We start from the raw sequence: 22,976 nt of genomic DNA, 5'->3' as shown, positions 1-22,976 counted from the left end.
CTTATGCGTGCACTATACTGGCGCACCACCCTGCCCTGTGTTCACCTTATGGAAACCCTGATGCATTCGAGTTTGCTAACCATTTGAGGACGCAAAGTTTTCTTAACCTCGATTTTTAAGCTGTCTGGAAGGGACGGCGCCTAATCTGCCCAACAACGAGAGGACAAAAGTTCTCCGAGAGAAGACCGAAACAACCGGCTCTCAGGTAAAGCAAGGGTAGAAAAATCGATGACTAATACCGTCCTGAAGCCCGACTGGGCTGGAACCACACTGCGGCTTGATCCGGCGCGCTTCCCGCAACAGGTCAGCTACGCCATGCGAGGTGCCGAAGGTGATGTCACCATTACGATCGACGAGCGCGGCGCAGTGCTGCGCAAGATCCTGCCGTCCAGCGGCCTGCCGCTGTCCGTCGCCTTGCCCAAGCGTGCATTCCAGGGTGTAGCCGCCCGCGCCATAGATCACGGCGACGGCGAAGTCACCGTCACGCTGGAACTGCATCACTCCGATCCGGACCTCTGCATCCCCCTTCTCGTGGCCCACGATTTGAGCGACATCGCCGCCGACTGGCGCTCCTGGTCGGAAGCCTTCCGTATTCCGATGCTGATGATCGAAGCCGACGGCGTGGCCCGTCCGCTGGAAGAACATCTCGGCGGTGTCCGATCGCACGACAGCCAGCCGCGTCGCCGCCATTCCTATTTCGCAAATCGCCGCCCACGCTTCCTCGTGCGCCGCACGACCGGCAAGCTCGGCATCAAGATGAAAATTCAGGGTCGCGAGATCATCGCCAGACATTAAGCCGATAAGGCTTGAAATCGAATATCGCCAGAAACCGGCCGCGGGAAAACCGATTCCGCGGCCGAAATCTTATGGTATCAGCGAGCGCTCCATGATGATCGTTCGTTCATCGCCATGGAAACTCTCGCCGACAGCATGGAAGCCGAGCTTTTCGTAAAAGCCCTGCGCAGTGATCGACGAGGGGACGGACAGGGTGGTATTGCCACCTGCCCTCGCCGCCCGTTCGATTGCCGCCATCAGGTAGGCGCCAATGCCACGTCGCTGCGCGGAGGGAGAGACGAACACCGTGCGCACGACGGCGCGGTCAAGGCTCGCGGTGCCGACAATGCTTCCATCTTCGACCGCCACGAAGACCGTTCTGCTGCTCATGAGCCTGCGCAAGCCAGCGGGACTAAAGCTTTCGGCAACGCGCGCGATGATATCGGGAGAATAGTCCTGAGCGTTGCTCTCGTGAAGTGCAGTCAGGATTACGCCGCTGATCGCCTCGGTGTCCGCCTCTGAGGCCAGACGGATTTCGCATGCCATGACGCCCTCCTCTGGAACCTGATGCGGCGCATCCCTTCCTTCAGGGAGCAAGAAACAGGAACGACAGGAAAAGACCGGCGAAGATGATCAGCCCGACCCGATTGTTTGATTTGAAGAGGGCCAGGCATTGTGCGCCGTCGTTGATATCGAGCACGGCGATCTGATAGGCGAACATGCCGCCGGCGACGGCCAGGCCGAGATAGGCCAGCCAGCTTGTACCTGCGAGTGCAAAGGATAGCAGCATCAGAAGCAGCGTCGCCCCATAGAGCCCGACCAGCCAGAGGCGCGTCTGATCGCCGAAAAGCCGGGCGGTCGAGCGCACACCGATCAGCTCATCATCCTCCTTGTCCTGATGCGCATAGATCGTATCGTAACCGATGGTCCAGAGGATGGCGGCGAGATAGAGCACGATCGGGGCAAGCGACAGGCTGCCGAAGAGACCCGCCCAGCCCATCAGGGCGCCCCAGGAAAAGGCAAGGCCGAGGAAGAATTGCGGCCAGTCGGTAAAGCGCTTTGCAAAGGGATAGAGCGCAACGATGCCGAGCGACAGGACACCGAACACGACGGCAAACCAATTGAACTGCAGCAGCACCAGCAAGCCGACGAGAGCCTGCAATGCGATGAACACTTTGGCCTGAAGGCGCGTTACGCGGCCCGAGGGCAGCGGGCGCGAGCGGGTGCGCGCCACGGACATGTCGATCTCGTGGTCGACCAGATCGTTGTAGGTACAGCCGGCACCGCGCATCGCGACGGCGCCGATGAAATAGAGGGAGAGATGGTAGATCACCACGAAGCCGGGGGAGCCATGTCCCAGGGCGACGGAGGCATTGGCCGCAAGCGCGACGGACCAGAAGCATGGCCACATCAGGAGCTGCCAGCCGATCGGCCTGTCCCAGCGTGCAAGCTGGGCGTATGGCCAAAGCGTCGGGGGCAGAACGCGGTAGACCCAGTTGCCGGATGGCGCGTCAGCGACGCGCCCGTTGATGTCGCCTGTGTTTTGCATAGGCGAGTAGTAGTGATATCCGGCACCCGAGGTCAAGCGGCGAGGCCATAACGAGACATGACCTCGTCCGTTGCTCAGTTCATCGTGAAATCGAACTTGTAGCTGGCGGAAACCCCGATCAGCAGCTGGTTACGGTCGCCACGCTCGCGCACGAGGCTGCTGTCGGCAGCCGGGCCGGTGAGCCGGGTATATTCGAGGAAGGTGCTGGTGGTCCAGTTCTGCGAGGCCTTCCAGGTCAGTGCGCCGCCGAAACCGACGGATTTGACGCCGCCGCCGGGCTTGTAGCCGCTGAGGCCGGAGGCAGCCGATTCGCGCGCATTGACGCCATAATAGGTGTCGAAATAGTCGCTGCTGGCGAGCGTCATGCGTGGACCGGCCGAAGCGCGAAGCTCCGGTGTGATGTCGGTAAAGGCATCCACCGCGGCATCGGCGACGACGCCGCTATGGGCGCGAATGCCCTGGCGAACTTCGACGCGGGCGCGCAGCCAATCCGTGGGATAGGCCTCGGCAAAGCCGCCAGCTTCCACACCCCACTTGACCTTCTTCAATCCCCTCAGCTCGTGCCCATCGCTGCTGTCGCGGCTCGGTACGAACTTGCCGACGATGCCGACGCGGAATGCATCGCTTTCGATCAGGGCGAAGGAGGGATTGTCGTTGCGCGAGGAAAAGCGAGGGCCAGGCCCCTGCCGGCCGAGGGATACCAACGGCGACCATTGCAGCTTGTTGTGCTTGCCGCCTTCGAACTTCGGTGCAGAGAAACCGGCCGCACCGACGCTTAGGTACCAGTCACCCGACCACAAATGCTGGCTGTCGCCCGCCTCAGCAGCGCCGGCGTAGGCGATAGCGGAGAGGCCGCCAATGAAAAGGAACCTTAACTTTGCAAACACAACGAAACTCCATGATACGCAATACAAAGGGCCGGAGGACCCGAGAGTTGCCTCAAATTATGCGGATCGCGTTACCGCTCCCTTAACCACAAGACGCCGAATCCAGTCAGAACATCAAATTCAGGTTGCTCTAACCGGATGCCATTCGACATGCGCAGGCCTATCGTGCTGATTTAATTTCTGTATAGATACTCAATCGTGGGTAATGGTCGCAATTGCCAAGCGCCCGCCATCTCATAGCCCCAATTTCAATAGATGAGAAACGAATGAAGAACATATCCCTGATCTCCTTAGGTCTGATCCTGACTGCCGGCGTGGCGCTTTCCGGCTGCGTCGGCACTCCGATCGGCGGGGCGAAACAAAGTCATTTTTCGGGAAGCGTCGCCCCCGGCAAGAAGACGAAGATTACGAGCACTTCGCTCGTGAAACAGGACTGCACCTTTGCGGGATTTCCCTATACGGGCGTCATCAAGCAGCCTGCCCACGGCAAGGTTGACGTCGAGCACGGCCCGGTCGCGGCAAAGTTCCCGAAAGACAGCAATGCCTATCTGTGCTCGGGCAAGACGGTCCAGGGGAACATTGTCTACTACACGCCGAACCCTGGTTTCTCGGGTACCGACCAATTCACCCTGCGCCTTACGGGACTGAATACGGATGGTACGGTGCAAGACGGTACCTTCACCGTCCATGTCGGCAGGTAGCAACTTTGATGACGTGCAGGCATGATTAGAAAAGGCCGAACCGTGGCTTTCCGCGGTCCGGCCCCGTCAAACGGCGCGATGACGGAGGCTCAGAACGTCACCTTCTCCAAAGGTGCGCGCCCCGCCTCGAATTCCTTCAGCTTCGCCTCGCGTTCCGCAATGTAATTGCGGTTGTCGGGGACGGCGAACTGGTTCTTGGTGATCTGGAGCTGCATGATGAAGAGCTCATCCCAGCGGAAGCCCATTTCGGAGCCGGCCAGATAGAACTCCCACATGCGGAAGAACTTCTCGTCGTAGAGCGCGACGGCATCGGCTTTGCGCGCGACAAAGCGGTTGCGCCAGTGCCTCAGCGTATAGGCATAGTGCATCGGCAGGGTCTCGACGTCTCGCGTGAGCAAGCCAGCCTTTTCCAGCGGCGGCGTGGTCTCGCCGATCGACGGGATGTAACCGCCCGGGAAGATATACTTTTCGATGAAAGCGTTGGTGGCAAAGCTCGGCTTCGGGCGGGCAATGGAGTGCAGCAGCATGACGCCATTATCATCAAGCAGCTCCGAAACCTTGCGGAAGAACTTGCCGTAGTCGCCGATGCCGACATGCTCGAACATGCCGACCGAGACGATACGGTCGAATTTCTTGCCGGTCATGTAGCGATAGTCCTGCAGTTCGAAGCGGACGCGATCGGAGAGGCCACGCTTGGCCGCCCGCTCACGCGATACCTTGAGCTGCTCTTCGCTGAGCGTGATGCCGGTCACGTCGAGGCCGGGATAGGCCTCGGCGAGATACATGGCCATACCGCCCCAGCCGGAGCCGATCTCCAACACCTTCTGGCCAGGCTCGACCAGCAGTTTGGCAGCGATGTGCCGTTTCTTGGCGACCTGCGCTTCATCCAGGCTGATGCCAGGCGGATTGAAATAGGCGCAGGAATATTGCCAGTCCTCATCAAGGAAGAGGTCGAAGAGCTTCGCTGAGAGATCGTAGTGATGCGCGACATTGTATTTGTTGCGGTTGATCGGCGAGCGGCTCTTGATCTGCTGCCAGGCGATGCGACCGATCAGCAGCGCCGCCATGCGGAAGTCGAAGACCTCATTGGTGGTATTCTGCTTCACCAGCGACAGGAATTCGTAAATGTCGCCCTGCTCCAGGATGAAGCGGCCTTCCATATACATTTCGCCGAGCTTGAGCGTCGGATCGCGGGCAACCGCATCTTCTGCCTGCTGATCGGCAAAGCGGACGGCCACCGTCTCTCCGGTTCCGTCGCCGACCACATGGGTCTCGCCGGATGCGAGCGTAAGCCTGAGTGAACCTTTACGGATGATTTTCTGGACGAGAGGAAAAAGGGTCGACGCCATGGACGCCTCGAATGTTATGACATGACATTAAGGCAACTTTAACGCCTCACAGCGTTGTGGCAAGCGCACCTTTCCACAGTCATTGGCACTCTGGCAACAACGCTGCCAGAGTGTGACATTCTTGCACGAAGTTCCGCTAAGTCCTTATTTTCGTTTGAGTGCATCGGCCAAGGCGGCGCCAAAACTACCCTGCTGCTCGGCCTTGGGACGGGTATTTCCCTTAACGCCAGCGTTGCGCGCACCACCCTGTTCGCGTGTATCCCGCCCGGACGGCGCCGCCACAGTGCTGCCATCTTTGCGCATGGAGAGGCCGATTCGCTTGCGCTTCGCGTCGACTTCCACAACCCTGACCTTGACGACATCGCCGGCCTTCACGACCTCATGCGGGTCCTTGATGAAGCGATCCGCCAACTGCGAGACATGCACCAAACCGTCCTGATGGACGCCGATGTCGACGAAGGCGCCAAAGGCAGCGACATTGGTCACGGTTCCCTCCAGCAGCATTCCCGGCTTGATGTCGCTGATCTCGTTGACGCCCTCCGCAAAGGTTGCGGTCTTGAAGCTCGGACGCGGGTCTCGGCCCGGCTTTTCCAGCTCGGCGATGATGTCACGCACGGTCGGCAGGCCGAATTTGTCGTCGATGAATTGCCGGGGGTCGATAGCCTTCAACGTTGCCGTATCGCCCATCAGCGTGCGGAGATCACGGCCGCAGGCAGCGACGATCTTCTTGGCCACACCATAGGCCTCCGGGTGCACCGAGGAAGCGTCGAGCGGCTCCTTACCATTCGGGATGCGCAGGAAGCCGGCGCATTGCTCAAAGGTGCGCTGGCCGAGACGGGCGACCTTCAGGAGATCACGCCGTGTCTCGAATGCGCCTTCGACATCGCGATGTTTAACGATGGCGTCGGCGATCGACGGGCCGAGGCCGGAGACGCGGGCAAGCAGCGGCGCCGAGGCCGTGTTCAAGTCAACACCAACGGCATTCACCGCATCCTCGACCACGGCATCCAGCGAACGCGACAGCTTCTGCTGGTCGACATCGTGCTGGTACTGGCCGACGCCGATCGACTTCGGTTCGATCTTCACCAACTCGGCCAGCGGATCCTGCAGCCGGCGGGCGATGGAGACGGCGCCACGCAGCGAGACGTCAAGCCCGGGGAATTCAAGCGCAGCCGTTTCCGAGGCAGAGTAAACCGATGCGCCGGCTTCGGAGACGATGACCTTGGTCGGCTTCGGCGCCGGCAGTTCGGCCAGCATGTCGGCCACCAGCTTTTCGGTTTCGCGGCTGCCGGTGCCGTTGCCGATCGCGATCAGCTCGACCTTGTGCTTGCGGATGAGCGAGGCAAGTGCGGCCTGTGTGCCGCGCACGTCGTTCTTCGGCGGAAAGGGATAGACCGTCGTCGTCTCTAGCAGCTTGCCCGTACCGTCCACCACGGCGACCTTGACGCCGGTGCGGATGCCGGGATCGAGGCCCATGGTGGCGCGCGAGCCCGCCGGCGCTGCCAGCAGCAGATCCTTCAAATTGCGGGCGAAGACGTGGATCGCTTCTTCTTCGGCACGTTCGCGCAGCTCGCGCATCAGGTCGAGCGACAGCGACATCGAAAGTTTGACGCGCCAGGTCCAGCTTGCGACTTCCGTCAGCCAGCGGTCGCCGGGCCGGCTGGCGCCGATATCATAGGCCGCAGTGATCATGCGCTCGACGGGCTTGTTGGGCGAGACGGCATCCGTATCAACCTCAATGGTCAGCGTCAGCACCTCTTCGTTCCAGCCGCGTAGCATGGCGAGCGCGCGATGACCAGGAGCCGTCGCCCAGCGCTCCTGATGGGCGAAATAATCCGAGAATTTGGCGCCGGCTTCCTGCTTGCCGTCGACGACAGCGGCCTTCAGCGTTGCATTGGTCTTCATGTAGTTGCGCAGCTTACCGAGCAGATCGGCATTTTCAGCAATGCCTTCGGCGATGATATCGCGCACGCCTTCCAGCGCCGTCTTCACGTCAGGCACATCGGCCGTGATAAAGCCCTCGGCCAGCACCGTGGGATCCTTGGAGCGATCACCGAGGATCGTGTCGGCCAAGGGGCCGAGGCCGCGCTCCCTGGCAATCTCGGCGCGCGTGCGGCGCTTCGGCTTGTAGGGCAGATAGAGGTCTTCCAGCTCGGACTTGGTGGCGACGGTGCCGATCTTGCCCAACAACTCGTCGGTCATCTTGCCCTGGCTGGTGATGGATTCAATGATGGCCGCACGGCGGGCTTCAAGTTCACGCAGATAGACGAGACGTTCCGAGAGCGTGCGAAGCTGGGTATCGTCGAGGCCACCGGTTACTTCCTTGCGGTAGCGCGCGATGAAGGGCACGGTCGCGCCTTCATCCAGGAGTTCAATGGCGGCCTTGGCTTGATCCGGGCGGGCATTGATCTCGGCGGCAATGGTTGCGGCAAGGGAACGGATATCAGCGGCCATGTGTCTCTCTGAACTGAACGAGCGTGATGGGGACCATAAGCATGATCCCGCGGACATAAGAAGCGGTTTTCGCCACGCAACACGCTAATCCCGGCGCGGAGATGGCGTGGAGGGCGAAAGCCGTTTCCGCTTTAGCGGGATAAAAAGGCATGGCAATGTTGCCGGCCCTGCCTCCACAGGATTTGCCGCTTGACCTTTGGCTCAACCCCCCTTAACCGCGCAAAAGGACGCAACGAAAGGGCAAGCCATGAGAGTTCTGTTGATCGGATCGGGCGGACGCGAACACGCACTGGCCTGGAAACTGGCGCAATCGCCTCTCATGACGGAATTCTATGCCGCGCCCGGCAATCCCGGCATCGCCGAGCATGCGACGCTGGCAGCGCTCGATATCGACAATCACGATGCCGTCGTTACCTTCTGCAAGGAAAAGGCCATCGAGTTTGTCGTGGTCGGCCCGGAAGCGCCTCTGGTCGCCGGCATTGCCGATGCGCTACGCGCCGTCGGCATCGCCGTCTTCGGCCCTTCCGCAGCAGCAGCCCAGCTTGAAGGATCCAAGGGTTTCACGAAGGATATCTGCGCCCGCTACGATATTCCCACAGGGGCCTATCAGCGCTTCAACAATGCACCGAAGGCGAAAGCCTATGTCCGCGCGCAAGGGGCGCCGATCGTGGTGAAGGCGGACGGTCTTGCGGCGGGCAAGGGCGTCACTGTCGCCATGACCATGGACGAGGCGCTTGCTGCGATCGACGATTGCTTCGAGGGCGCTTTCGGCGAGGCCGGGGCGGAAGTGGTGATCGAGGCCTATCTCGACGGCGAGGAGGCAAGCTTCTTCTGCCTTTGCGACGGCAAGCATGCGCTGGCGCTTGCGACCGCCCAAGACCACAAGCGCGTCGGCGATGGCGATACCGGCCCGAACACTGGCGGCATGGGCGCGTACTCCCCTGCTCCCGTGATGACGCCAGACATGGTCGAGCGCACCATGAAGGAAATCATCGAGCCGACGATGCGCGGCATGGCGGAAAGCGGCCATCCCTTCAGCGGCGTCTTCTTCGCCGGGCTGATGATCACCTCCAAGGGGCCAGAACTGATCGAATACAATGTCCGCTTCGGCGATCCCGAATGCCAGGTGCTGATGATGCGGCTGAAGAGCGATCTGCTGCCGCTGCTTTATGCCTGCGCCAACGGCACCCTGGATCAGATGACGGCCGAATGGAGCGACGACCCGGCGCTGACCGTCGTCATGGCCTCGAAGGGCTATCCCGGTTCCTATGCCAAGAACACGCCGATCACAGCGCTGCCCGCGGGTGGTGAAAACGAGAAGGTGTTCCATGCCGGCACAGCCCTGAAGGACGGAGCGCTGGTTGCAACCGGTGGTCGGGTGCTGAATATTACGGCAACGGGCAAGACAGTGGGCGAAGCAAAGGAACGCGCCTATGCCCTGGCCACCAAGGTGAAATGGGATAACGGCTTCTATCGCAATGATATCGGCTGGCGTGCAGTGGAGCGCGAAAAGTAAACATCCCTGCGGCTCTGCAATTGCAAGTCCATTAAATTTTTACCTAATCTCCTGACGGGATGGAAATAAAGCGACACTAATGTCTTCGTCACTATAGAGCCATTTCGCTTTTCTTCGAAACGCGAAAATGCTCTATCCCTTTGTTTTTACGCAATTCCGGACGGAAAACCGCTGCGCACTTTTCCTGGAATTGCTCAAGGCGGAGTTCTTGGTTATGCGTTGCTTCTTTGTGACTTTGGCGTGCGTACTGGCCGGCGGCTCCGCCATGGCCTCGTCGATCCAGCCGATCGACGGCACGATGATCGGCGGGAGAGGCAGCATTATCGACAAGAGCTGTGCCGAATGCCCTCCGCTGAAGCCGCCGGTCACGGAAAAGGAATATACCGTGCCGGCGCTGGAGCCTGGCACCCAATCCGTGGTCGTGCGTGATATCGATGGTCAGAAAAGGGTCGTCCGCACCGAAGCGTGGATGGGCGGCTCGCCTGTTAACTTCGTCAGCAAACCGACGCCAGAAGCGCTTGCTGCGGCCGGTGAACCTGCCGATGGGATCGACATGACCGCTCAGACGGCGGCTTTGCCCAACTCCTCCGTAGCTCGCGAACCTGCGCCGCTCGATATCTCCGGCTTCCAGCTTCGCCAATAATCTTCACAAGGCGTTCCCGCGTTTGGGCGCTTGCGAAATGCCGACTATATTCATACTTCGAAATATATCCTCTTCGTATTCGGCAGAACTAAATAATCTCTCACAAAACCTAAGTTTCGCTGGTGTGATCTTCAAATATAATTACGTATTACTTGCAATGATTGCGCATATCTGCGGTTTAATTCGAAATTAAATACAACCGATCCAGCAATTAAAGCTTTTTTAGACATAAACAGCGATTTTACTGTCACCGGACAGCAGCATGTCATTTAAGCGGCGGCAAGCGTATTGGGATTCTCTCAGGCGATCGCACAGGCGGTAGGAAACCGCACCGGTATTCACCCCTGTGGGAGGCACCATGAAGAATCTCAAGATTTCGCATCAATTGTTTGCCCTGCTTGGCGTCCTGATGGCCGCCTTCGCGGTGGCGACTTATTTCCAGATCCGGTCGCAGGCCGATTCCATTTACGACGACCGTTTCGATATGCTGCGCACGCAGGTCGAATCCGGCATCTCGGTTTTGAACCAGTATTATCAGCGCGAAAAATCCGGCGAGATGACTCATGAGGCGGCTCAAGCCGAGGCCTTCAAGGTATTGTCGCATGTCAGCTTCGCGCCGGCGGGCTATTTCTTCGGCTTCGATTACAATGTGATCCAGCGCATTCATCCGAGCCCCGTCAATATCGGCAAGGACATGTCCGGCCAAGTCGACAAGAATGGCACCCATTTCAGCAAGGAAATGGTCGAGAAGGGCATCAAGGGCGGCGGCCGCACCATCTATTACTGGAACAAGCCGGGTCACTCCGACAGCGAGTTCTTCCTGAAGGGCAGCTATTCGGCAGCTTTCGCTCCCTGGCAGATAGTGCTCGGCTGCGGTGTCTACATGGATGACCTCGAGGCACAGATCAATGCCACGATGTGGCGTGCTCTCATGATCTGCGGCATCGTCTTCCTGATCGGTATCGGCGCCGCCTTCTACTTCATCCGCGGCATCACGAAGCCGCTGACCGACGTCCACGCAGCCCTGAAGGCCGTCGCGGACGAAGACGTGAAGACCGCCATCCCGCATACCGAGATGCGCAATGAAATCGGCCTGATGGCGAAGGCGACCCAGGCGCTGCAGGAAAAGGTTCGCGAACGTCATGCGCTTGCCGACCGTCAGGCGGCACAGGAGCTGGAAATCAGCAACGAACGCGAACAGAACCTGCGCCAGCAGCAGGACGAGGCCCACGAACAGGCCCGCGTCGTCTCCGTCATCGGCCGGGCGCTCGAGGATCTCGCCCGTGGCGACCTGACGGTGCGTTGCGGCGATCTCGGCAACAGCTATGCGGGCCTTCGCAACAACTTCAACGAGGCGCTGTCGCACCTCGAAGCCGCGATGGGACGCGTCAATGCCAAGGGCAACGACATCGGCCTCAGCAAGGAAGAAATCCGCCGCGCCTCCAACGAACTGTCGCAGCGCACCGAGCGACAGGCCGCCAGCCTGGAAGAGACTTCCGCCGCGCTCGACGAGCTCACCGTCGCCGTCCGCCAGACGGCGGAAGGCGCCGATGAGGCCAGCAAGCGCGTCCATGCCGTCAGCGCCGAAGCATCGCGCAGCGATGCCGTGGTTGCCCAGGCAATCGAAGCGATGAGCGGCATCGAGAAGTCTTCGGCCGAAATCGGCAAGATCATCGGCGTCATCGACGAAATCGCCTTCCAGACCAACCTGCTGGCGCTGAACGCCGGCGTGGAAGCGGCCCGCGCGGGTGAATCCGGCAAGGGTTTTGCCGTCGTCGCCCAGGAAGTGCGTGAACTCGCCCAGCGCTCCGCCGCAGCCGCCAAGGAGATCAAGGACCAGATCGCCCGCTCTTCCGGTCAGGTCGACCAGGGCGTTCGCCTCGTCGGTGAGGCAGGCGAAGCGCTGAAGCGCATCTCCGGTCAGATCAAGGCAGCCAACGAGATCGTCTCGAAGATCGCCCACAGCGCCTCCGAGCAGGATACGACGTTGCGCTCGATCTCGTCCTCGATGAACCAGCTCGATGCCGCCACGCAGCAGAACGCCGCCATGGCTGAGGAAACCACCGCATCGGCCGAGACGCTCGCCGCCGACACGGAAGATCTCCTCGCGCTCATCCGTGGCTTCCGCGTCAACGAAGGTCGCTCGGCCATGGATCACCGCCGCGCCGCCTGAGCGGGCCAAGTCAGAAAATGCGAAACCGCCGGACTTCATGTCCGGCGGTTTTCTTTTGAGCGGAGCTTTGCTGCGTTAGTCTGCGAGCTTCAGGCGCTCGACCAGCCTGTCGATCTCGCGATCGGAATAGATCTCGATACCGGCCTGCTGCAGCAGCGCCGCCGTGACGCCCCGGCCGCTCTGCCGGCCGCCGGAAAATGTGCCGTCATAGATGAAGCCCGAGCCGCAGGATGGGCTGCCGTCGATCAGGAGAGCGTAACGACAGCCGGTTTCCGTTGCGAGCGCCAGCGCATTTTCCGCCGCCTGGCGAAATTCCGCCGTGACATCGCCGCCGGTGATTTCCATTACCCGTGCGGTGCCGGCAAGCACATCCTCGCCGGTCGCGCCGCCTGCAATTTCGGCAGGCGGTCTTGGAACCGCCATGCCGGCGGACATTTCCGGGCAGATCGTCACCAACCGCCCCTCCTCCCGCCAGCGATCGATCGCCGGATGGACAAGAGGCTTGGAGCGGCCGTCATAGCGGACGGCATGGCCCATGAGGCAGGCGCTGACGAGGATCTTTCCGGTCATCGCGCCCCCATGTCTTATCCCGCGATCTTCGAGAAGTCAGCGACCGTGCCGGTTGCCTCACGGATCAGGCGCAGCAGTGCCAGGCGATTGGCGCGGATGGCGGCGTCTTCATCGTTCACGAGTACGTCCTCGAAGAAGCGGTCTACGGGCGCACGCAGCTTGGAAAGAGCTGCCATGGCCGAGCGGAAATCTTCCTTGGCGATCGCGTCAGAGGCCTCCGCAGAGGCGGCCTTCACGGCAGCAAAGAGATCCTTTTCGGCATCGAGCTTCAGCAAGGCTTCCGAAACGCCGTCGGCAACGACGGTGCCCTTCTTCTCTTCGGCGGCCAGAAGCTGCGTGGCGCGCTTGGTGCCGGCGAGCAGATTCTTGCCGTCTTCGGAGGTGATGAAGGCGGTCAGCGCCTCGACACGGCGGGCCACCATCAGCAGATCGTCGGCCTCCGGCGTCAGCACGGCGTCGATGAGATCATGGCGAGCACCGAGATCGCGCAGATAGACCTTCAGGCGGTCATGGAAGAAGGCGAGCAGATCGGCATCCCTGGTGGTCGCTAGCAGCGGCAGGCGCACGCCGCGCTCCAATAGGATACGGACGACACCGAGGGCTGCACGGCGCAGTGCATAAGGGTCCTTCGAGCCCGTGGGCTTTTCGTCAATCGCCCAGAAGCCGACGAGCGTATCCAGCTTGTCGGCAAGTGCGACAGTGATTGCAACCTTGTCCTCGGGGACGCGGTCGGACGGGCCTTGCGGCTTGTAGTGATCCTCGATGGCCGTTGCCACGGAAGCATTCTCGCCCTGCAGCGAGGCGTATTTGCGGCCCATCACGCCCTGCAGTTCGGGGAATTCGCCGACGGCTTCGGTGCGCAGATCGGCCTTGGCGAGCACGACGGCACGGTCGACCAGCGCGGCATCGGCGCCGGTGATCCTGGCGAGTTCAGCGGCCAGCGCCCGGATGCGGGCGACACGTTCGCCCTGGCTGCCGAGCTTGGCATGGAAGGTGACGTTCAGGGCATCGAGCTTGGCCATGCGCTGATCGAGCGGCTTCTTTAGATCGAGGCCGAACTTTTTGGCGGAGGCTTCCAGCGTCTCGAGATCGGGCAGATCGCCCTGGTCGCGCTTCCAGAAGTGCAGCGCGTCGGACAGACGAGCGCGCACGACCTTGCCGTTGCCGTGGACGATTTCCTTGCCGCCATCCATTGCCTGGATATTGGCGACGAGAATGAAGCGGTTGGACAGCGTCTCACCGGCCGGTGGCCGCGTGACGAAACACTTCTGATTGGTCTTGATGGTCAGGCGGATGATTTCCGACGGGATCGAGAGATAATCCTCCTCGAAGGAGCCCATCAGCACCTGCGGCCATTCGACGAGGCCGGAAACTTCCTCCAGCAGGCCTTCATCCTCAACCAGTTCGAGGCCATTGGCAAAGGCGACATCGCGGGCATCATGCAGGATAATGTCCTTGCGGCGCTCGGCATCGAGAACGACGTGGGCCTTTTCCAGGCTCGACGCATAATCCTCGAAACGCTTGACCGTGATCGGGCCTGGCGCATGGAAGCGATGGCCATAGGTCACATTCGAGGCGACGATGCCGTCGATCTCGAAGGGGATGACGACGGTTTCCTCATGCTCGGTGCCGTAGACGCAGACGATCGATTGCAGCGGGCGCACCCAGCGCAGCGAGCCGGGCTTTACTGATGCCTTACCCCAGCGCATCGATTTCGGCCAAGGGAAGTTGCGGATGATATCGGGCATCACGGAAGCGACAATCTCTTCCGCGGCGCGGCCGGGCTTGGAAATCACCGCAACGTAGAAATCGCCCTTCTTCGGGTCGCTTTGCACCTGTGCCTCGGCAATGGAGGACAGGCCGGCGCCGCGCAGGAAGCCTTCGATCGCCTTTTCATTGGCATCGGTGCGCGGACCCTTGCGCTCCTCGCGCACGTCGGCGGAGCGCGCCGTCAGCCCGCGAATGTCGAGCGTGAGGCGCCGCGGCGTCCAATATTCCCTGGCGCCCTCATAGGACAGACCAGCCTCGACCAGCGCATCGGTCACCAGCTTCTTCAGATCGCCGGCAGCCTTGCGCTGCATACGGGCGGGAATTTCCTCGGAGCGGAGTTCGAGAAGGAGATCGGGCATGGGAGCTGTCTTTACGTTGAGGCAGAAATGATCCGGGCGGACTTAGCAAGCCCGGCGGCAAAAGTCACCAAGGCAAACGGCGAATTTACCAACCTCCTCCGCCGCCACCTCCGCCACCGCCGCCGGAGGAGCGCTCGGGCGGTGGTGTAGACTCGAAGCGCTTTTCGTCATCGGGCGCATTCGTAGCTTTTGACCCAGAGATGCCGGCCATAATGGATGACGAGAGCGACGAGACAATCGAGGTCATGATCGAATCGACGATGCGACTTAAGCCCAGCACCAAGATCAAGCTGTCGAGCTGATCGCGGGGGTTATACGCCGGCCCCGAATACCAAAACGGCTGATAGGAAACGACAGGCTTGGTCCCCATTTCGCCGCCAGTCGTCGCCTTTATCCAACCCTCGAAGGCGGCGGACCACTTTTTTTCTTCTCCAAGAGCAACAGCATAAGGCAATAGCGTTTCGAAATGCTGCGGCGACATCCGGACGTCGTCCTGAATAACCATGCGTCCTTCATCCACCAGTGAAAGATATTGCCGCAGCCCCTCCAACCGGCCCATCACGGTGACGCCGAGCTTCGTCCATGTTTCCAGAATAGGCGCAAAAGCGCAATTGACGCCGACAATGGCCATAATCAAAGCAGCCAGAATAAGTCCCTCGGGGCGTACCGTAACACTCTGATCGGAGAGGTGAGCGCCGACAAATAACAACGCAACAAGACCGAGTACAACGACAAGACACCAGATCGCGGAGAAGCGCTCTGAACGACTGGCGCGACGTTGACGGATGACCATGATCGGCAATCCGATCATCAACGCCAACGGAACAAGCACCAGAACTGCCACCAAGCCGATATTGTCGTACCCCGTCATCGCGAGAGCGACGAGTGTCGCCAGAGTAACCAGCAGGCCTCCGCCCAGTTTCGCATTGGTGGTCTTGAAGTATCTGCTGGTGTGATCGCGTTCGATCAAAGCTCGGAACCGCGACGCGAGAGCGCTAATTGCCGTGCCGTTCTTCCGGTCAAATACCAAAGGCTCGTAGGGCGCGATCACACTTCTCAGAAGTAGCTCGGCGCTGTCAAGCTCCCGCGACAGCGGCTTGTCGGTGGCATGAACAAGAAGCCTGTCTTCGAGATCGTCCAGTGTCACATAACCTTTTACGGCAAGATTGAGGAGCGCCGCCGACATCGCCATACCTACTCCACGGGGAAAGCCCTTGTTGTCGATATAATTAACGACCGCTGGCGATACCCCTTCCGGCGGGTCCCAGCGCGGTACGACAACCTTCGGGACAAGCGAGACCTTGCTGCGCGCCCACAGATAGTAAACAAGCAGCAAAAACAATCCGATAGCTGCGATTTCGATAAGACGTGGCACGTCGTCGGGCACCACGACCGACCCCTTGGGCAACATGACGGAGATCGTCAACCCTTCGCCTGCTGCCAGAGGTCGCGTGGTTGCGAAAACTATCTTGTCGGGCTGTTGTTTTACCGTCGCGTTTTTTCCGGCAGCACCGATTGTGCCGGTGAAAAAAGCAAGCCTTTGCGGGCTTACACCATCCGGCAGCATAATCGTTGCCGATGCACGCTGGATCGGAAACTGCCAACCATTGCCGGTGACGTTCCAATAAAGTTCTTCATAGTCATCGAAGAAACGCAACTGACGATCCGTGCGATAGGTGATCCGGAATGTATGCGGGCCGCGACTGAGTAAAAATATCTTACCGTTTTCATCGGGACTGCCAATATAGATGCGAGTTCCGCCATCGATCGCTTCCTGCCGCCACTCCTCGGCTTGACCATCCCGTTCAACGGAAACCACACTGAAGTCGACCCGTCTCTTGCGCCCGACAGAATCAACAAACTCCAGCGGGAAATCCCGAAATATGCCACGCCGGATGGCCTTGCCTTCGGCATTGACGGCAATTGCCTCAACGACCTGCATCGAGCCATTGCGGTCCACCGTGATCGTCTGATCGAATCCGGTGATGATCTCAGCCGCCATCACGGGCCTTGCTGAAAGAATCGACGCCAGGATCAACAGGAGCCCGTAAACACGACGTCCGTTTGCATTCCACTTCCCCATACGTTGCCCCAACGATATTCGCTTGATGCCCCACTCACCATAATTCGCGGATTACCAGCCCCCTCCGCCTCCACCACCGCCACCACCGCCGGAGAATCCTCCTCCGCCCGAAAAGCCGCCGCCACTGCCGCTGCCGAAGCCGGAGGAGGAGCTGGAGGTCGGTGCGGGGATGGTGGAGGCGATGGTCGAGGCCATGGAGGAGGAAAAATCGCCGATCGTGCCGCCAAGATTGCCGCCGGAGAAACTGCCGTTGTACCAGCCGGGGGCGTAACTTGCGGCAACCGCTGCGCCGGCGGCCGTCGCCAGCCATGCCTCGAAGGCGTGCGACCAAGGCTTTTCGACGCCGAGCGCGACCGCATAGGGCAGCAGCGTCTCGAAATGCTGCGGCGACATTTGCGGCGCGCCCTGCATATTCATGCGGTCGCGTTCGGCGAGCGTCAGATATTGCCTGAGACCAGCGATGCCATCCATCATCTTGCGCCCGATCGGCGTCGGCGCGCCCATCAGGAAAAAGAAGAGGACGTTGAGCGCGAAGATGCCGACGACGCCGACCAGCAGCGGCAGCTCACCCGCCTGCAGCAGCGGCACCACGACGGCGGCGAAGGTGCCGGCGATGGCGGAAACCATGACGAAGCCGATGAAGGCAAAGACCAGCACGGAAAAAATCCGCCGCCCCAGACCAGCGTCCCGGCGCAGGAAGGTCCGACCTATGGCGCCGGCGAGGACGGTGACGACGATGGAGAGAAAACCGGGGAAGACGATCAACGGCAGCGCGTTTTCATGCAGGCGCCCGAAAATGACGATAGCCGCCAGGATGAGCAGCGACAATACGACGCCGATGACGACATAGAGCCGGTTGGCCCTATAATATTCGTCGCGATGGTCGCGCTCGATGGCGCTGCGGAACTGCTGGCCGATCCGCTGCACCGTCGCGCCATTCGCCGCGTCGATCACCAGCGGCGTGAACGGACCGAGCGCACCGAACAGCACCTTCTCGGCGCTGCCCAGATCGCGGCCGGCCGACTTGCCGGTCGCCTTGATGACGAGCTTGTCCTTCAGATCGTCGAGAATGACATAGCCGCGCACGGCAAGATCGATCGCCGTCGCCGACAGCGCCGTCCATCCGGCGCCGGAAAAGCCGCGATTGTCGATATAGTTGACCAGCGCCGGCGAGATGCCGTCCGGCAGGTCCCAGCGCGGGACCATGACGCCCGCCGGCGGATCGCGCCCGACGGCGATCCAGCTCTTGAGATAGTAGAAAAACAGCAGGATCAGGCCGCCGATGGCGATGATCGCGTCGAGATGATCGGCGAGGAACCAGCGCCATTGCTGGCCGCTGCTCGGCGGCAGGATCGCGCCCTTGGCGAGCTTGATGGCGATCGTCAGGCCTTCTGCCGGCGCCAGGGACCGCGTCGTGACGAAGCTGACCTTGCCGCCTTGTTCGCTGGCGCTTGCATTGCGGTCCGAGGCTCCGAGGGGGCCGGTGTAATAGGCAAGCTGCTGTGGCTTAACGCCATCCGGCAGCGTCACGGTTGCCGAAGCGCGCAGGATGGGGAATTGCCAGCCATTCCCCGTGACGTTCCAGTATAGTTCGTCATGATCGTCGAAATAGCGGATCTGCCGGTTGGTCGTGTAGGTGATTCGGAAAACATGCGGGCCGGGTGTCAGCAGGAATTGCCTGCCATCCTGATCGGCCCTGCCGATATAGATGCGCTCGCCGCCCTCGATCCGCTCAAGCCGCCATTCCTCCGGCTGCCCGTCGCGCTCGACGGAGACGACATCGAAATCCACCAGGGCACTGCGACCGGCGGCATCGAGGAAGGTCAGCGGAAAATCCCGGAAGATGCCGCGGCGGATGGCGCGGCCTTCGGCATTGACCGCGATCGTCTCGGTGACCCGCATCGAGCCGTCGCGGCTGAGGATAATCGCCTGATCGAAAGCCGTGATGAGTTCGGCCGCCGATGCCGCCATTGCCGAGAAAAGCAGAAGCAGGGCCGGCAAAAGCCCGGAAAGCCAGCGCGTCATCACACCCCCAAGCAACCCCACGGCGCCCTCAATGGAAGGCGCCGCATAGCGTGACTGTAAATCCACGCCCCTTGGGGAGCGTGGCACTATTCGTCGTAGGTGACTCCCAGCGACGCCAGCACGTTCCAATAGGATGGGAAGGTCTTGGCGACACAATCGGGGTCGAGAATGGTGATGCCGCCGATCTTCAGGCCGGCGAGCGCAAAGCTCATCGCGATGCGGTGATCGGCGAAACTGTCGATCTCCGCCGGCAGCACTTTGCCCGCCAGGCTCGGGTCGGATGCCACGATCAGATCGTCACCCTCTTCGGTGCCGAGGTTCGGAACGATGCGCGACAGGCCGCTCGACAATGCGCGGATGCGATCACATTCCTTGACGCGCAGGTTTTCAATGCCGACGAAGCGCACCGGCGTTTCGTTGAAGGCGGCGAGAACGGCAAGCGTCGGGATCGCATCCTGCATCTGCGAGCCATCGATGACGGGGGGAAGATGCGGGAATTTCGAGATCAGCTCATACGCCTTCGCATCCGGCTGCGAGAACTGCTCCGCCGGCGTGCCGAGATCGATCTTGCCGCCGCTGAGAACTTCCGCTGCCCAGAGATAGGTTGCGGCGGAGGCATCCGGCTCGATCAGGAAATCGGCCGCATGATAGCCGGTCGGCTCGACGCGCCAAGCGACCGGGCTCACCCGCTCGACCTTGGCGCCGAAAGCACGCATGGCCGCGACCGTGAGATCGATATAGCCGAGAGCGCCGATATGTTCGCCGAGCAGCTCGACATCGACGGCGCGGTCGCCGCCGGCGGCCATCATCAGAAGCGCAGAGACATATTGGCTGGACAGGCCGCCATCGATCTGCACGCGGCTTGCCTCGAAGCGGCCGGTGCCGTTGATGGTGACGGGCGGGCAGCCGATTTCCGTGGAGGCATCGATGCCGAGCGAGCGCAGCGCGTCGACGAGCGGGCCGATCGGCCGCTTGCGCATATGGGCGTCGCCATCGACAATGACCTTGCCTTCGACGAGTGCCGCAGCAGCTGTCAGGAAGCGCGTCGCGGTTCCGGCATTGCCGAGGAAAAGCGGTGCAGCCGGCGCCTGCAGCTTGCCGCTGCCGGTCACGATGAAGGTCGTGTCATCGGGCTCATCGATGACAACGCCCATTGCACGCAGCGCTTCGGCCATATAGCGGGTATCGTCGCTCTTCAGCGCACCGGTCAGCCTGCTCGTGCCCTTGGCAAGGCCGGCGAGCAGCAGCGCGCGGTTGGTGATCGACTTCGATCCCGGCGGCATGGCGCGTCCGGTCAAAGGCTTGCCCGGCGGGATAATCGTGAGTTTGGCTCTACCCATCATCATTCTCTTTGGTCAGTCAGGAAGCCAGCCGATGGCCGGCGGTCGGCATCCTTTACCGCCTCGCATGAAAAACCGATAGCGGGAATCTCAGAACTTTACCGTGGGAACGGCACGGTCGGCCTCGTTGGTGATCTCGAAATAGGCGCGCTTCGCAAAGCCGAAGGGGCCGGCGATGAGATTGGAGGGGAAGCTCTCGACCTTGACGTTCAGATCGCGCGCAGCGCCGTTGTAATAACGGCGGGACATCTGGATCTCGCCTTCCACGCCCTCGAGTGAGCGCTGCAGTTCCAGGAAGTTGGTATTGGCCTTGAGATCGGGATAGGCTTCGGCGAGCGCGATCACCCGGCCAAGCGCCTGCGACAACAAACCTTCCACTTGACCACGTGCCGCGACATCCCCTGCTGGCACCGCCTGCGCCTTGTTCCGCAGTTCAACAACCTCTTCCAAGGTTTGGCGCTCATGCCCGGCATAGCCTTTGACCGTCTCGACCAGATTGGGAATGAGGTCGGCGCGGCGCTTCAACTGCACGTCGATGCCTGACCAGGCCTCCTCAGCCACCTGACGTGCGCGGACGAGCCCGTTATAGGCGAACACGACATAGAGCGCGGCCAGCACTATGATCGCGAGAAGAATAAGCATCTGAAATCCCCCGTGGCGACTACAACCCAAGGGACACTAGGCAGATTTCACGCCAATGTCACCCGGCTTTAACGGTAGCGCAGAGCCAAGATAGGGCCGCAATGCCCAATCCTGGGGAAGCTTGCCTCAAGCGGCCTGCTGGTTCCAGTTGACGCCGCCGGCATCCGTCAGCAGGAAAGCTTCGCCGCAAGCCTTGGCGAGCGTGCGCACGCGCAGGATGTAGCTCTGGCGTTCCGTCACCGAGATGACGCCACGGGCGTCGAGCAGGTTGAAGACGTGGCTCGCCTTGATGCACTGGTCGTAAGCCGGGAAGACGCATTTGTGCAGGCGATGGTTTTCGCTGTCGCCGGGGGCGCCGGCAGCCAGCAATGCCTGGCATTCCTTTTCGGCATCGATGAAATGGCGATGCAGCATCTCGGTATTGGCATATTCGAAATTATGCCGGGAGTATTCCTGCTCGGCCTGGAGAAAGACATCGCCGTAGGTGATCTTGTCCTCGCCTTCGAGGCCGTTGAAGTTCAGGTCATAGACGCTGTCGACGCCCTGAACATAGGTCGCAAGACGCTCCAGGCCGTAGGTCAGCTCACCGGCGACGGGAGCGCATTCGATGCCGCAGACCTGCTGGAAATAGGTGAACTGCGAGACTTCCATGCCATCGCACCAGCATTCCCAGCCGAGGCCCCATGCGCCGAGCGTCGGGCTTTCCCAATCGTCCTCGACGAAGCGGATATCGTGCAGAAGCGGATCGAGGCCGATCGCCTTCAACGAGCCGAGATAGAGCTCCTGCAGATTAGGCGGATTAGGCTTCAGGATGACCTGATACTGATAATAGTGCTGCAGGCGGTTCGGATTCTCGCCATAGCGGCCATCGGACGGGCGGCGCGACGGCTGGACATAGGCAGCGCGCCACGGCTTGGGACCGAGCGAGCGCAGCGTGGTCGCCGGATGGAACGTGCCGGCGCCGACCTCCATGTCGTACGGCTGCAGAACCGCGCAACCCTTATCGGCCCAGTAATTGTGCAGCGTCAGGATCAGCGCCTGAAAGGAGCGCTTCGGGTTCATATGGTCGGGCACGTTGGCAGTCATGGGATCAGCTACTATCTGCTTGGTGTAGGGTGGCGCGACAGGTGCCACGATAGGAGACAAGGGTCAAGACATGACGTATAGATAGCGCTATGCGTCTCCGCGCTTTCCTGGAGAAGATAATGAACATCAAAACCGAAATCACACTATCCGAACACCATCTTCGCCTTGCTGAAAAGATGGTCGAGGAAGGTGCGTTTCCATCTATTTCCAGCCTCGTCGAAGCTGCGATCGAGCAGATCGACCAAATAACTCACCATGATGATGCACCCAATGATGCGGTATCCGGCATGGCGGATGAAATTCGCCGGCGCATGGAATTGCCCGAGGATCGGTGGCTCCCTTGGGACGGCAAGGTAATGGCCTCCAGAGTGAAGGATCGGCTGCGCCGGAAATACGCCAAGTAAGTCGGCCCATGCGTTATGCGATAACCAAACATCCGCTTGTCGAAGGTGATCTCTTCGACATCGTCGATTTCATTTCCAGCTATGCAGGTATCGAAGTCGGGCTAGCAAAAATCGATGAAATCACGGAATTCATCGATAAGCTCGCCGACTTTCCACATGTAGGCACAGTGCGCACCGATATCGGGCCAAAGCTGAGAGCAATTCCCGCTTCAGAAAAGGCGGTCGTATGCTTCACGGTAGATGATGCGACCCAGGTCGTTCACATTATCTGCATCAGCTACGCGGGAGCGGATTGGATGTCACGGGTGGAAAAACGACGCTGAGATCCGAATGATCGCTACGCATATTGGCTTCATCACGATCAAACTTCCAATCGGCGTGAAACTCCAACCTGAACGACTTGACTTTCTCCAAAGCCGACTTCCGCCGCTCTGCTTCGTCCATACTACTTATCCTCGCGCTTCACATGATACTCGCCGGTTTTCGGGTCCTTAACCAGCGTTCCCATCGCGCCGGTGCGGCGTTCCGTTTCGGCACGGCGGGATTTTTCGGCGAGCCGCTGGGCATCGCGGACGAAACGCCGATACAGGAACCAAATCCCGCCGACTGCGATGATGAAGAAGATGATCCGGGACATCAGCCAGCGCTCCC

At 60.6% G+C, this 22,976-nt stretch carries 20 protein-coding genes; 7 read left to right on the top strand and 13 right to left on the bottom strand.

The features are described from left to right. The first annotated feature begins 228 nt into the window (after positions 1-228). Positions 229-795 carry a DUF6101 family protein gene (locus AC13RC_RS01630; RefSeq protein WP_183810697.1) on the top strand — a complete coding sequence of 189 codons (567 nt, stop codon included), beginning with the start codon at positions 229-231 and terminating at the stop codon, positions 793-795. Between the two features lie 69 nt (positions 796-864). Here the strand turns inward: AC13RC_RS01630 and AC13RC_RS01625 are convergent, their stop codons facing one another. The 3 genes from AC13RC_RS01625 to AC13RC_RS01615 form a co-directional block, all read right to left on the bottom strand. Next, positions 865-1,320: a GNAT family N-acetyltransferase gene (locus tag AC13RC_RS01625; protein WP_488556302.1), complete on the bottom strand. Its 456-nt coding sequence runs from the start codon at positions 1,318-1,320 to the stop codon at positions 865-867. 40 nt (positions 1,321-1,360) lie between these two features. Then, positions 1,361-2,323 carry a 4-hydroxybenzoate octaprenyltransferase gene (gene ubiA / locus AC13RC_RS01620; protein ID WP_488556738.1) on the bottom strand — a complete coding sequence of 321 codons (963 nt, stop codon included), beginning with the start codon at positions 2,321-2,323 and terminating at the stop codon, positions 1,361-1,363. A gap of 74 nt (positions 2,324-2,397) precedes the next feature. Next, positions 2,398-3,210 carry a MipA/OmpV family protein gene (locus tag AC13RC_RS01615; protein WP_488556301.1) on the bottom strand — a complete coding sequence of 271 codons (813 nt, stop codon included), beginning with the start codon at positions 3,208-3,210 and terminating at the stop codon, positions 2,398-2,400. 266 nt (positions 3,211-3,476) lie between these two features. On the opposite strand from AC13RC_RS01615, the gene AC13RC_RS01610 reads away from it, so the two are divergent. After that, complete coding sequence (locus AC13RC_RS01610) at positions 3,477-3,911, top strand: hypothetical protein (RefSeq protein ID WP_488556300.1); 435 nt, start codon at positions 3,477-3,479, stop codon at positions 3,909-3,911. Positions 3,912-4,000: 89 nt separating this feature from the next. Here the strand turns inward: AC13RC_RS01610 and AC13RC_RS01605 are convergent, their stop codons facing one another. Both AC13RC_RS01605 and AC13RC_RS01600 read right to left on the bottom strand, forming a co-directional pair. Beyond that, the gene (locus AC13RC_RS01605; RefSeq protein ID WP_488556299.1) at positions 4,001-5,260 is read right to left on the bottom strand and encodes a cyclopropane fatty acid synthase; all 1,260 of its coding nucleotides are present in this window, start codon (positions 5,258-5,260) and stop codon (positions 4,001-4,003) included. 144 nt (positions 5,261-5,404) lie between these two features. Further along, positions 5,405-7,714 carry a Tex family protein gene (locus AC13RC_RS01600; RefSeq protein ID WP_488556298.1) on the bottom strand — a complete coding sequence of 770 codons (2,310 nt, stop codon included), beginning with the start codon at positions 7,712-7,714 and terminating at the stop codon, positions 5,405-5,407. A 247-nt stretch (positions 7,715-7,961) separates the two neighbouring features. Here AC13RC_RS01600 and purD point away from each other — a divergent pair, with 247 nt between their 5' ends. From purD to AC13RC_RS01585, 3 genes are all read left to right on the top strand, one after another. Next, positions 7,962-9,230 carry a phosphoribosylamine--glycine ligase gene (purD, locus tag AC13RC_RS01595; protein ID WP_488556297.1) on the top strand — a complete coding sequence of 423 codons (1,269 nt, stop codon included), beginning with the start codon at positions 7,962-7,964 and terminating at the stop codon, positions 9,228-9,230. Between the two features lie 214 nt (positions 9,231-9,444). Further along, the gene (locus AC13RC_RS01590) at positions 9,445-9,873 is read left to right on the top strand and encodes a plant virulence effector HPE1-like domain-containing protein (protein WP_488556296.1); all 429 of its coding nucleotides are present in this window, start codon (positions 9,445-9,447) and stop codon (positions 9,871-9,873) included. Positions 9,874-10,231: 358 nt separating this feature from the next. Further along, positions 10,232-12,046, top strand: a complete 1,815-nt coding sequence (locus tag AC13RC_RS01585) for a methyl-accepting chemotaxis protein (protein ID WP_488556295.1) — start codon at positions 10,232-10,234, stop codon at positions 12,044-12,046. A gap of 75 nt (positions 12,047-12,121) precedes the next feature. Here the strand turns inward: AC13RC_RS01585 and AC13RC_RS01580 are convergent, their stop codons facing one another. The 7 genes from AC13RC_RS01580 to AC13RC_RS01550 all read right to left on the bottom strand — a co-directional run bounded on the left by AC13RC_RS01580 (position 12,122) and on the right by AC13RC_RS01550 (position 21,921). Then, positions 12,122-12,616: a 2-thiouracil desulfurase family protein gene (locus tag AC13RC_RS01580; RefSeq protein WP_488556294.1), complete on the bottom strand. Its 495-nt coding sequence runs from the start codon at positions 12,614-12,616 to the stop codon at positions 12,122-12,124. A gap of 14 nt (positions 12,617-12,630) precedes the next feature. Beyond that, the gene (gene glyS / locus AC13RC_RS01575; protein WP_488556293.1) at positions 12,631-14,745 is read right to left on the bottom strand and encodes a glycine--tRNA ligase subunit beta; all 2,115 of its coding nucleotides are present in this window, start codon (positions 14,743-14,745) and stop codon (positions 12,631-12,633) included. An 85-nt stretch (positions 14,746-14,830) separates the two neighbouring features. After that, the gene (locus AC13RC_RS01570) at positions 14,831-16,747 is read right to left on the bottom strand and encodes a DUF2207 domain-containing protein (protein WP_488556292.1); all 1,917 of its coding nucleotides are present in this window, start codon (positions 16,745-16,747) and stop codon (positions 14,831-14,833) included. A 132-nt stretch (positions 16,748-16,879) separates the two neighbouring features. Then, positions 16,880-18,853, bottom strand: a complete 1,974-nt coding sequence (locus AC13RC_RS01565; protein ID WP_488556291.1) for a DUF2207 domain-containing protein — start codon at positions 18,851-18,853, stop codon at positions 16,880-16,882. 86 nt (positions 18,854-18,939) lie between these two features. Further along, positions 18,940-20,196 carry a 3-phosphoshikimate 1-carboxyvinyltransferase gene (locus AC13RC_RS01560; RefSeq protein ID WP_488556737.1) on the bottom strand — a complete coding sequence of 419 codons (1,257 nt, stop codon included), beginning with the start codon at positions 20,194-20,196 and terminating at the stop codon, positions 18,940-18,942. Between the two features lie 87 nt (positions 20,197-20,283). Beyond that, on the bottom strand, positions 20,284-20,835 hold the full coding sequence (locus AC13RC_RS01555; protein ID WP_488556290.1) for a LemA family protein: 552 nt from the start codon (positions 20,833-20,835) through the stop codon (positions 20,284-20,286). Between the two features lie 126 nt (positions 20,836-20,961). After that, complete coding sequence (locus AC13RC_RS01550; RefSeq protein ID WP_047627810.1) at positions 20,962-21,921, bottom strand: glycine--tRNA ligase subunit alpha; 960 nt, start codon at positions 21,919-21,921, stop codon at positions 20,962-20,964. A 119-nt stretch (positions 21,922-22,040) separates the two neighbouring features. On the opposite strand from AC13RC_RS01550, the gene AC13RC_RS01545 reads away from it, so the two are divergent. Continuing rightward, positions 22,041-22,325, top strand: coding sequence for a hypothetical protein (locus AC13RC_RS01545; RefSeq protein ID WP_488556289.1), 285 nt, complete (start codon positions 22,041-22,043; stop codon positions 22,323-22,325). 8 nt (positions 22,326-22,333) lie between these two features. Next, a complete protein-coding gene (locus tag AC13RC_RS01540) occupies positions 22,334-22,648 on the top strand; it encodes a type II toxin-antitoxin system RelE/ParE family toxin (RefSeq protein ID WP_488556288.1) in 315 nt (104 codons plus the stop codon). Between the two features lie 122 nt (positions 22,649-22,770). Here the strand turns inward: AC13RC_RS01540 and AC13RC_RS01535 are convergent, their stop codons facing one another. Continuing rightward, entirely contained in the window at positions 22,771-22,962 is a 192-nt protein-coding gene (locus AC13RC_RS01535) for a hypothetical protein (RefSeq protein WP_069612441.1), read from the bottom strand. Between the last annotated feature and the right edge of the window lie 14 nt (positions 22,963-22,976).

Source organism: Martinezella sp. CNPSo 3890 (genome assembly GCF_057784455.1).
The sequence above is the reverse complement of the archived record's forward strand: the minus strand, read 5'-3'. Positions and strand labels throughout refer to the sequence as shown.